Source organism: Dyella sp. OK004 (assembly GCF_900114495.1).
Lineage (GTDB): Bacteria > Pseudomonadota > Gammaproteobacteria > Xanthomonadales > Rhodanobacteraceae > Dyella_D.
Genome location: NZ_FOZI01000003.1, coordinates 592,346 through 604,568 on the forward strand (window position 1 = coordinate 592,346; position 12,223 = coordinate 604,568).

Sequence of the window (12,223 nt, forward strand, 5' to 3'; positions counted from 1 at the left end):
ATGGAACAGTCGCACAGCAACAGCAACGGCAAGGTCTCTCTGGACAACCTCTCGACGGAGCGCGCTGACACAGCGGCGCCCTCGGCCCCGGCGACACCCGCCATTCGCTTCGAAGCGCTTGAGCCGCGCGTCCTGCTTTCGGGCGACGTCAATCCAGCAGCGCTGTCCATCAGCGGCACGCTCGATGCACCCGGACAGCAGAACCACTACCAGTTCACCGTACAGGACACCAAGCGTGTCGTGTTCGACAGCCTGACCAACCGCGGCGATATCAACTGGTCGCTCTCGGGTCCGAACGGGTCGGTGGTCAACGGCAAACAGTTCTCCGCCGATGGCGGCGGCAGTATGCCGGCGTTCGACCTCACCGCCGGCACCTATACGCTAACCGTCGACGGCCTCAACGACGCCGTTGGCGCCTATGCGATGCGCATCGTCGATGCCAGCGCCGCGGCCAACCTCACGCCCGGCACCACGGTGTCCGACACGCTCGTGCAGGGCAACGAGACCAGCGTGTATCGCTTCAACGCCACCGCCGGCCAGCAGTTCTACTTCAAGAGCGGCGGCGTCAGCCCCACCACCGGCGGCAACGCCTACTGGCGCCTGATCGATCCGTATGGGCGGCAGGAAGGCAACGTCAACAACCTGGCTTACGACCAAAACACCTTCGCACTCAAGAGCAGTGGCGAATATCTCCTGCTCGTTGAAGGTGATACCAACAACGCATCGCCGCTGAACTATTCGTTCAACCTCAACCCGGTCACCGATACTCACGCTACGCTCGCGCTCGACCAGGCCACCACGGCCACCATCGCGCAGCAAGGGCAAACGGCGTACTACGACTTCGACCTGTCCACCACCACGCCTGCAATCTTCGATCGTCTGTCGAGCGCCGACTTCGAATGGTCGCTGACCGGCCCCTACGGACAGGTGATTTCCCGTCACAACCCGATCTACGGCGAAAACCCCAACCGCATGAATCTGCTTGCCGGCCATTACACGCTGGCGATCAACATGGACAACGGCGCGCTCGGCAGTGTGCCGTTCCGCTTGATTACCGGGGCATCCACGCAAGCGCTCTCCACCAACAGTGCCGTCACCGGCAGCCTCGACGTTGCCGGCGGATCGGCGCTGTACAAGGTCTCGCTATCGCAAGGCCAGAAGGTGTGCCTGAGCAGCACTTCGCCATCGGGTGGTGCGGTCAACTGGCGCCTGCTCGATCCCTATGGCGCACAGGTGAGCAATGGCACGCTAGGACAGGCTGGCAACACGTATGCGGTACCCACCAGCGGCGATTACTGGCTGGTGCTCGACGGCGCGGACAACAATAGCGCCACGGCTACCGTCAGCTACGGATTCCAGCTCAATCTCGTTCCTGATATCGCGGCCTCGCTGACTGTCGGTACGGCAGTCAGCGGCAACATCGGGCTGGCCGGCCAATCGACCATCTACAGCTTCCACCTGGCTGCGGCAACACAGTTGGCATTCGACTCGCTGACCTCGCGCAATGATGTGCTGTGGTCGTTGAGCGGTCCGCGCGGGCAGGAAGTCAATGGCCGCTCGATGGCCTATTCGGAGGGTTACTACAACAACAGTCTGATGGTGCTTCCGGCGGGCGACTACACGCTCACCGTGCAAGGCAACGGCACGGCCACGGGGGCGTATGGGTTCAACTTGCTCGATCTGTCGCAGGCGGTCGCGGCAACGCAGGACACGGCTTTCAGCGGCACGCTGACACCGGGCAATTCGAGCATGGCCTTCCAGTTCAGCGCGGTGGCCGGCGACAGCGTCAACCTGCACGCCATGGGTGTCACCGGTGGTTCGGCCACCTGGCGTCTCTACGATAGTTTTGGCCGCGTGGTGGCCGGGGCTGCCTCGCTGGCCAACGACAGCGGCAACCTTTCGCTGGCCGTGGGCGGCAACTACACCTTGCTGGTGGAAGGTGATGTGTCCAACACCGCCGCGGTGAATTTCCAGGAGCGTGTCGATCACGTCAGCAACACCGCTCCCACACCGCTGCCCGCGGGCGATCCGCTAGGCCTCGGCAGCACCACTGCCGGCACGCTGGCGACCTGGGACGCCACCAAGACCTATCGCTTCACGCTCACCGGAGACACCCAGCTTCTGTTCGACAGCCAGACCAGCGGCAACAACGCCATTTGGACACTGCGCGGTCCGCGTGGCACGGAGTTCAACCAGGCGTACCTGTCCAATAGCAACGACAACGTATTCACCCTGCCCGCGGGCGACTACGCACTGACCGTGCAAGGTGCGCCGCAGGGCTATGGCGTGGGCAATGGCGCCTACGCGTTCCGCGTCACCGACTTGTCCACCCTGCCCCCGCTGCAACTGGGTCAGTCGACTGTGGCGAACCGCACGCCAGCGAATGCGACAGTGGGTTATCGCGTGCAGGCCACCGCCGGTTCGACGTTGGTGCTCAACGTGGACCGTATTACCAGCTACTACCAGCCCACCTGGCGCCTGATCGGTCCGCAAGGCCAGGTCATCAATACGCAATCGGGCGACAATCCGGGTTATCAGTTCGCCATTCCGGCCGATGGCACCTACACCCTGCTGGACACGGGGCAGTATTACGACAGCTCCGCGTCGTCGAGCGACACCTTCACCCTGAGCAAGCAGGACGTCATCACTACGCCGCTGAACGTCAACGACGTAGCCACCGGCACGCTCACCGGGCGCCAGAGCCTGGCCCAGTACACCTTCACGGTCGATCACCCGCAGGTGCTGATGTTCGACAGCCTCGCCGGCACCAGTGGCGTGCCCAGCAATGTGCAGTGGCTGGTGCGTTCGGCCGCGGGCACGTTCACTAACTGGCAGCAGATGTCCTATGACACGGCATCGGGCGTGCTCTTTCCGCCTGGCCGGTACACGGTGTTCCTGCGCAACATGCAGGACACGCCCACCAGCTATGGCTTCCGCTTGCTCAACCGCGATGTGGCGCAGGATCTGAGCGTAGGCACGACCACGCAGACCAGCCTCACCAGCGACAAGACCACCATCTACCGTTTCAACGCGAATGCCGGCGACCATCTGTACTTCGCCGCCGACCGCAGTGGCGTCAACTACAACGCCAACTGGCAGTTGTTCGGTCCGCAAGGCACGGTCGTCGCCCAAGGCTCGGCCTATAACTATTACGACACCAGCGACATCCTTGCGACTTACTCCGGCGAATACCTGCTGGTCTTTTCGCCCTACCAGAATTCCTACAGCCCGCCGCTCACCCAGTCGCTGACCTTCACCCTGGGCAAGCGCAGCACGCTGTCTGCGCCGCTTACCCTGGGCAGCGATATCGCCGGAACCATCACGCAGCCAGGCCAGACCATCTCCTACAGCTTCACCCTGGATGCGCCCGGCACCCTGCTGATGAACACGCCGCTCGCGCAATCCAACCTGCAGTGGAGCCTGACCGGCCCGCGCGGACAGGAGGCATCGCAGCGCAGTTTCGGCAACAGCTATAGCAACCTGCTGTCGTTGCCGGTGGGTACCTATGTGCTCACGGTCGCCTACACCGATCTCTCTACTGGCAATTTCCATTTCGGCTTGATCAATACCGGTTCGATGACGACGCTGGCCGCCGATCAGGCATCCACCGCCGCGGTTTATCAGAACGGTCAATCCACGCCATACACCTTTACCGCTAGCGCGGACGGCGACTACACCATGGAGGTACCGCCGAACCAGCAGTACAGCCAGTGGCGCCTGCAGAATTTGCAGGGCACGGTGGTCGCCAGCGGCGGCAGTAACAACGTCGCGGCCGATCCGTTCCATTTGCTGGCCGGCACCTATGTGCTGACTTGGAACAACCCGTACTCGGGCCAGCCCGATAGCACCTGCAATTTCACGCTGCGCCAGGTGATCACCACGGCGCTCAGCATGACGCCCGGCACACCGGTGACCGGGACGATCGACGCAATCGCGCGACGCTACGAGTACAACTTCGACCTGACCACGCCCACGCAGGTACTGTTCGACGCGCTCGGCAATCGCTCCGACATTGATTGGCAGCTGGTCGGGCCGACCGGCCAGATCATCAATCGGCAGTCGCTCACCCAGGCCGAGGGCAGCGCCGGCAATCCGTTCATCGCGCTGCTCGCAGCCGGCCACTACCGGCTGACGGTGGTGCCCGAGGGTGCGGCCACGGGTGCCTATGCCTTCAACCTGCTGGATCTTGGCGCCATCAGCGCGCTGACCTCTGGCAATGGACAGACACTGCACATGGCCACCGGCAGTGCGTCGATGGCCTATGCCATCCAGGCACATACCGGTGATTATTTGAAGCTGCACGTGCAGGCGCCGCAGGGCGGCGTGGTGCGCGTGCGTGTGCTCGATGCCAACGGCAATGTGATCCTGCCCTCCTCCGCGTTGGCGGGCGGTGCTGATTTCGCCCTGAAGCTGCCGAACGACGGCCGCTACACGCTGCTATTCGATGGCGACAACACCAATACCTCAGCCGTTGATCTGACCTATGACGCCAGTATCGTCACGCCGGTCACCGCGCCGCTGAGCGCGGGCGTCGATGCACAGGGCAATCTCGCCATCGTCGGCGTACCGGATATCTACGCTATCTCGGTCGCGGCACCTACCATGTTTGTGGTGGATGGCCTGGCCGGAAATGCGCACTGGCTGGTGCGCGATGCCAGCGGTGCCGCCATGCAGTCAGGTCAGCTCGGTGTCGCTGCGCCCATCCGTCTGGGGCCGGGTGCCTATACCCTGGAAATCCAGGCCAGCGACAGCAGTTCGCTGGGCGCATATGGCGTGCGTATCGTCGATGTCGCCACCGCCACCGAGCTGTCCATGGGTCAGGCCACGACGGTGTCCGTCACTGACAACCTTGCGCTGATCTATCACATTGCAGCGACCCTCGATCAATCATCGCTGAGCCTGCAGGTGGATACGGCCGCCGCGGCCGGCGCCATCGTGCGCGTGTTCGATGCCGCGGGTCAGCTGGTGTTGTCCACCAGTGGCGCGATGGCATCGAGTGTTGTGGCAGCCAGCGTGCGTGCCGGCGTCGGCCGCTACATCGTGATCGACGGCAGTACGCCGGCCAGCTTCACGCTGACGCCGAGCGAAGTCGCCGCGCCACCGCCGGCCTTGCTCAACTGGGGCGCCACGCTCAGTGGTTCGTTCACGCTCGCCGGCGACGTGGCCAGCTATCGCCTCGCCATGAATTTCACCCAGACGATGAGTTTCAACGAACTGCTGCATGATCTGGGCTCGCAAGGCATTCACTGGCGCATCGTGCGTGCCGACAGCGGCGACAACGCGCCGTGGCAGGATCAGAACAGCAGCTACTACGACAACCTGCCGCAGGCCGGCGACTATGTACTGAGCATTGCGGCGACCGCCGACAACGCCAGCTATGCGCTGCAAACCCTCGACACTGCCGGCGCACCGGTGCTGGGCGCGCCGGTGCAAGGCATGATGGCTGTTGGTCAGGGCGCTGCCCTGTATCGCTACGAGTTGTCATCGCCGAGCGCCTTGCATGTTCTGCTCGACGCCCAGGGCGCAACGGATTTCGGCTGGACCTTGTTCGATGCGCAGGGCCGTCGCGTTGTCGATGCCAGCAATGGCACCGATACACCAGTGCTCATCGCCGGCACCTACACCTTGATGGTGGATCACAGCCAGCTTGGCGCCGCCGCGGCGTTCGGCCTGAATGTGCAGGCCCTGCCCTTGCCCGTGGTGCCGTTCGACGACCACTTCAGCGGCACCTTGTCGTCAGCGGCGACGATCGCCGGCTATCGCTTCGACCTCACGGCACGGACCGTGCTCCAGTTGCACAACCTCAGCACAGTGCCGGGCTTGCAGTGGAGCATTGTGCCTGTCGGCCAGATGCCCAACTGGTACAACGTCACAACGGGCCAACAGGGACAAAACGATCCCGAGAACGGTTACCCCGCCACTCGTGCGTACGATGCTGGCAGCTATCAATTGTGGGTTCGCGGTCCAGCCAATGGCGGGCAATTCGCCTTCCAGCTACTCAATGCCGCACTCGCTCCCGACCTGAGCGCGCCCGACACCAAGGGTGCGCTCGCCGATGGCAGTTCCGCCGCGATGCTGCGCCTGTCGGTTCCGACGGCGTCGGCATATCACTTCTCGTTTGGTGTGCCGAGCAGCAGCGATGTCAGCTGGAGCCTGCTCAATCAAGACGGCTCCGTGGTCGCCCAGGGCATCGATACCAGTGATGCCAATGTCGATACGTTGCCGCCGGGCACCTACACCCTCGTGCTGAAGGCGGTAAGTTCCAGCGCCGCCCCGGTCGCGTATGACGTCACCACCGCGCTGTACACGCCGCCGGTAGTCCAACTCGGCGATGTCGTACAGGGAACACTCGGCGACAACCCAAACAAGCCGCAAAGCTATCGGTTGGAGGTAACCGCCGATACGTCCCTGCTGCTGAGCCAGCTGACCACGCAGAACAACGTGAACTTCGCGTTCTATCGCGATGGGCAGCTCTACTATCCGGGGCGTACCGGCGACCGGTATTCGTTGCAGGCTGGTACTTACGATATTCGCGTCAACGGCTGGCAGGCCGGCGCCAACTATCAGTTCATGCTGGTGGACGACAGCACCGCGCAGGCCCTGACGGTTGGCACCACACTGCAAGGCCAGCTTGCCTCCACGCAGTCCACAAGCAGTTTCCATTTCAGCAGCGACGGACACGCGCCGCTGGCGCTGTCGACCGGTACCGATGCGCTGAACTGGATGGTCTACGACAGCCGCGGTGATGTGGTCGCCTCGCAGATCAACGGCAACAGTCCCACGCAGATCTGGCCGGCTGACAACTACACCCTGGTGCTCTATCGCCCCATGCCGGGCAGCGACACCGTCAGCTACAGCGTCGCGGCCACCGCGGCCACGGTGCCGACGAGCGCGCTTGCCCTTGGTCAGCAACAGAGTGTTTCGCTGCAGGCGGACAGCGGCTATCTGGCCGACCTCACCTTCAACGTGACCACCGCTGGGCGCTACATGCTGGTATCGCCGGCCAATGGCGGCGACGGCATTTCGTACACCATCACCGACGCGCAAGGTTATACCTGGGCGCAGGGTGGCCTGGGCAACGGCAACAACTACGTCCTGCAGCTTCCTTCGGGCAGCTTCACCCTGCATTTGTTCAAACAGGCAAACTTTAACCACGGCGGCGGCGGTGCCTTCGCCGTGATGGCCGCTGTCGGCAGTAGTGGTGGCAGCAGTGCGACATCCGCGGTCGACGCCGCATTCACCCTAGTCAACCTGGACCAGGGTGCGGACCTCTCGGCCGGCCATACGGTGTCGCTGAATCTGGCCAGCAACCGGGATGTGCAGACCGCCAGCATCAATGCCAGCGCCGGTGACGTACTCAATCTGAGCGCGTTGACCGCCATCGCCGGCGGTGCTTCGTCGCAGGCGTACTGGTACATCCTCGATCCGGACAACAACCAGATCGCGTCCAGCTATTTCAACCAGGCAGGTGCTACGCAGTCGGTCACCTTTACCCAGGGTGGGCACTACGTCCTGGTGGTCATCAACGCAAGCGCGGCGCTCACTGCGACTTTCACCACATCGTTGGTCAGTCAGGGCAACCAGCCCGTGGTCACGCCCGAGGCGCTGGTATTGGGGCAGGACTACGCCGTGCCCTTCAGCGGCACTGACCAACACATCTATACCTTCCATCTCGACAACACGTCCCTGCTGGGGTTGCACGGGCATAGCGACGGTTACGGCGTGAACTGGGTGCTGCGCAATGCCGCCGGGCAGTGGCTCAACGGCGGGCTCTATCCGGGTAATGATCAGTTCAACAGCACGGTGCTCGGTGCTGGCGACTACACGCTGGAACTGACGGCATCGGTCGATGGCACGGCCAACGTCGATTTCAGCGTGATCACCCAGGCACAGGCGAATGCCGCGCAGGATGCAGTCGACGTACCCAGCACGCAGGGTATCTATGCCCTCCACGTGCAGGCTGGCAAGGACTACTTCATCACCGGCCAGTCCTACGTCAGTTATACGATCTATCGCCCTGACATCACTACGTTGAACAACGGCTCGATCTATAGCTCGGACAACATCTTCGTTCAGCACGCCAACACCGACGAGATCTGGTACATCGTCGCATCGGGCGGCAATGGTCCGACCGATTCCATACTCCACGTTGCTGCGGCCGTCTCGCTCAGCCTGAATCAGGAATTGCAGGCAGCGATGCCTGCCACCGGCGGCGCGCGCGTGTATTCGCTCACGATCGATCAGCCGCAGTTGGTGTACATCCAGATGCCTGTCCAGGGTGGCATGCAGGCAACGCTCAGCGGCCCGGGTGTGCAGGGTGTGAATCTGGGTAACGGTTACCAGGTGATGCTCCTCGCACCTGGCACCTATCGCGTCACGGTGACTGGCTATAACCAGGGCGGCGGGAGCGCCACCTCGCCGGATGTGCCTTTCAGTCTGTTGTTCAGCACCCTGGCCAGCGCGCCATCCATCACCGCGGACACTGCACTTTCGGTCAGCCTCAATCCCGGTGAAGTCAAAGCGTTCCAGTTGAATGTGCAGGCGGGTCAGCGCCTGTATTTCCAGCCGCAGGACGGCGTGCCGACCAACGGCTACTGGGATCTGTACGACGCCAATGGCAACAATGTGTACAGCGACGTATCCGATGCACAGGACACGCTGCCCGCCTTTGCCGCTGACGGTACGTATTACCTGGTGTGGTCGTCGAACGCTTCCGATCCAACCACTTTCAACTACACCCTGAGCACTACCGCGCCCCAGCCTGCGGGCAGCGTGGTGCTGGAACAGCCGCTGCTGCTCGACACCTCCGGCCCGGCGAGCACGCATGTCTACACCTTTACGCTGACCCAGGACACGCGTGTTCTCATCAACGCACTGGACAACAGCGGCGACGGTTTCAACTGGCAGCTGACCCAACTCGATACCTGGTTCGGTGGTGGCAACTTCAGCGCCGGCAATTTCAATCCTTCCGCCATCCAGCTTCAAGCGGGCACGTACGAGTTGAGCGTGCGTGCGCAAGGCAGCAATGCCAGCCATTTGTCGCTACTGCTCAGCGACGTGGCGCAGGTGCCAGTGGTGACGATGGACCAAGCGGTATCGGCCAGCCTCGCTCCGGGCCAGCAGTTGATCTATGCCATCGACGGCACTAACCAACAGATTCACCTCACACCGCCGGCCAGCAGCACGCTGAGCGGCAACTGGACCCTGCTCGACAACAACGGCAACCGGATCAGCAGCGGCTCTCTGACCAATGCCAGCGACTTCTATCTGTCGACCGGCCGCTATCTGCTGGTGTGGGATGCCGCGGCAGCCACCGACACCACACCGGTGTCGTTCCAGTTCACCCTCAACACGCCGACGACCCGGTTCGATATCGGCAGCTGGCTCTCGCCGCAGCCGAGCACTCCCTACGCCTTCCACCTGGACCAGACCACACGCCTGATGTTCGACGCCGGCTTCATCGCGTCGGGTGGCTATGTGAACTACCAGATCCTCCAGTATGGCCAGGTGGTTTACAGCACCAGCGCTAATGCCGGTGCGTCGGGCAGCAATATCTTCCAGCTCGAGCCGGGCGACTACCAGCTGGTGCTTGGCTACGCGCCCTACGGCTACGCCAACATGAGCGTGCGCCTGCTCGACTTGAGCAAGGCCGCTGTATTGACCAGTGGCACGCTTACCACGGACAGCGCCACGCCGGGCGCCGCCAGTCTTTACGCGTTCGATGCGAGCCAGGGCGACACCGTATCGCTGGTGACTACCGACAGCGCCTCAACGTGGATGCTTTACGACGCTTTCGGCCGGCAGCTGCAACAAATCGCCGCCGGTGGTTCGCTCAATAATCTTCCGCGTACCGGTCGTTACTATCTCGTGCGCGACACCTCGGCCGACACCATCGGCGCGGCGCAGTCATTCACCTTTACTTTGAATCTTTCGCACAGCCTGCCGTCGCTCACCATCGGGCAGATCACCACGGCGAACATCCAGAACGGCTCGGCAGCGTTCCAGCTGCAAGTCACCCAGGCCAGCAGTCTGTGGTTTGCCAGTGCCGCCACCGGCGATCCGCAGGTAAGGGTCGATCTGTACGACAGTCAGGGGACCTTGCTCTATTCGTTCAACCCGAGCCAGGCCAATTACGCGCTGATCCTGCCCGGTGCCGGCACCTACACGCTGCGCCTGACCGATGTGAACGGGTCGACCTACGCGCGCAACTTTAATTTCCTGCTAAGCGACCTGGCAGCGGCGCCGGTGCTTGGTGCTGATACGGTAGCCAGCGACAATTTCGATACGTCGGTCGGCATGAAGGCGTATCACATCAACGTTGCCCAGGCCGGCACGTTCTCATTCACCAATCTCGGCAACAACTACTACACCAACTATCTGCGCTGGCATCTGGTCTCCGCATACGGCAACGTCGTGGCTACCGGAACTCTCAATACAACCACCGGCGCACTGGCGCTGGCCGCCGGCAGCTACACGCTGGTGATCGACCAGCCGGGCTACTACCTCAGCGGCACCATCGCCTACAGCTTTGCCATCAACACCCAGCCGGTGACGTTGCCACTCAATACCGTGATCAGCGGCAGCATGCCGGTGGCGGGCGCACCGCTGCACTACAGCCTGCACGTGGGCGCGAGTGGCGTGTATACGTTCGACAGTCTCGGCGCTGGCAGCGGGGCTAGCTGGCGGCTGGATGGCCCCGGCGGCACGCGGGTGTTCGACACCAATCTCAACGGCGGTGGCTACTACGACAACTACTACCTGTACGACTTCACCGGTCTGCTGGCGGCGGGCGACTACGAGCTGACGGTCTACAACAACAGCACCTCGGCCGCGCCTTTCAGTTTCCGCGTGATCGATCCGTCGCAGGCGACGCTGGTCACGGCCGATACGCCGGTGAATACCGCCATCGATAAGCCGGGTGGCATGCAGCTGTTCCGCTTCAACGCCCAGGCTGGCGTGCATTATTTCCTGGACGCGTTGCCGGGCCTCACCTCGTCCAACTACAGCTATCCACCGCAGTGGACGCTGCTCGATCCGCTGGGCCGCGCGGTGTTCAACGCGCAGTCGGCCGGCTCGATCGGCTCGGTGTGGGACAGCACGCAAAGCCGCTACGTCTACCAGTTCAACGGCACCGGCATCGATCTGGGCGCGCTGGCCGAATCGGGCCAGTACACGCTCGTGCTGGGCATGCCCAACAACAACTTCAACACGCCGGCGAACATGAGCTTCAGCCTGGTCACGGTGCCCGAGAAGCCACCAGTGATCCTCGACACGCTGGTGGTCAACCCGGCGCCTGATCTCACCGTCACCAGCGTTGCCATCACTCCATCCGGTACCTTGCAAACCGGACAGACCATCGACGTGCAATGGGTCGTCGCCAACCAGGGCATCCTGCCCACCAACGGCAGCTGGAACGACCGCATCGTGGTGCGCAACACCGCTACCGGCGTGATCCTGGCCGACGTCACGGTGCCGTATGACGCCAGCGACGCCGCCAACGGTGCCATCGCCAATGGCGACGCACGCACACGTCATCAGCAAATCCGCCTGCCCGACGGTGCTTATGCAGCCGGCGATGTCAGCATCACGGTCATCACCGATGCCGACAACGTCATCAAGGAAAGCAACGCCAGCGGCACGGCCGAGGGCAACAACGCATTCACCACGCATGTCACGGTGCAGCTGTCGCCGTATGCCGACCTGACCGTGCAGAACCTGGCGCTGCAACCGGCCAGTGCTTTCCAGCCCGGCCAGACGGTCAACGTCAGCTGGACCACGAGCAACCAGGGCAATGTCGATGTCGCCCACGCCTGGAGCGAAACGCTCGAGGTGCGCAATCTTTCCACCGGCAAGGTGGTCGCCACCGTGGTACTGCGCGATGCGCTCGACCAGGGTGCGCTGGCTGCCGGCGCAAGCCGCCAGCGCGCGACCAGCTTCACCTGGCCCGATGGTGTAGACGCTTCAGGCAACTTCGCCATCCGCGTCATTGCCGACAGCCTCGGCGAAATTCCCGAATCCAACGCGCAGGGCACCGGCGAGAGCAACAACATCGCCGAGATCGACCAGGCGGTGGGCCCGGACATGCTGGTGAAAAACCTGCAGGTCACCAGCACCGGCGTGCAAGCCGGCGGCCTGGTCACCATCACCTGGGAGGACTGGAACCAGGGTGCCAGCGCTACCGGCACCGCGTTCAACGACCGCATCACCCTCAAGCGCGCCGACT

1 protein-coding gene (only partly in view) is annotated in these 12,223 nt (G+C 63.0%); it reads left to right on the plus strand.

Annotated elements, in window-relative coordinates; all coding sequences use genetic code 11:
• On the plus strand, nt 1-12,223 hold the 5' portion of the coding sequence (locus tag BM338_RS15075; protein ID WP_090452046.1) for a pesticin C-terminus-like muramidase. Its footprint extends 26,021 nt past the window's final position; the window shows 12,223 of its 38,244 coding nt (coding positions 1-12,223); its start codon is at nt 1-3; the stop codon falls past the right edge of the window.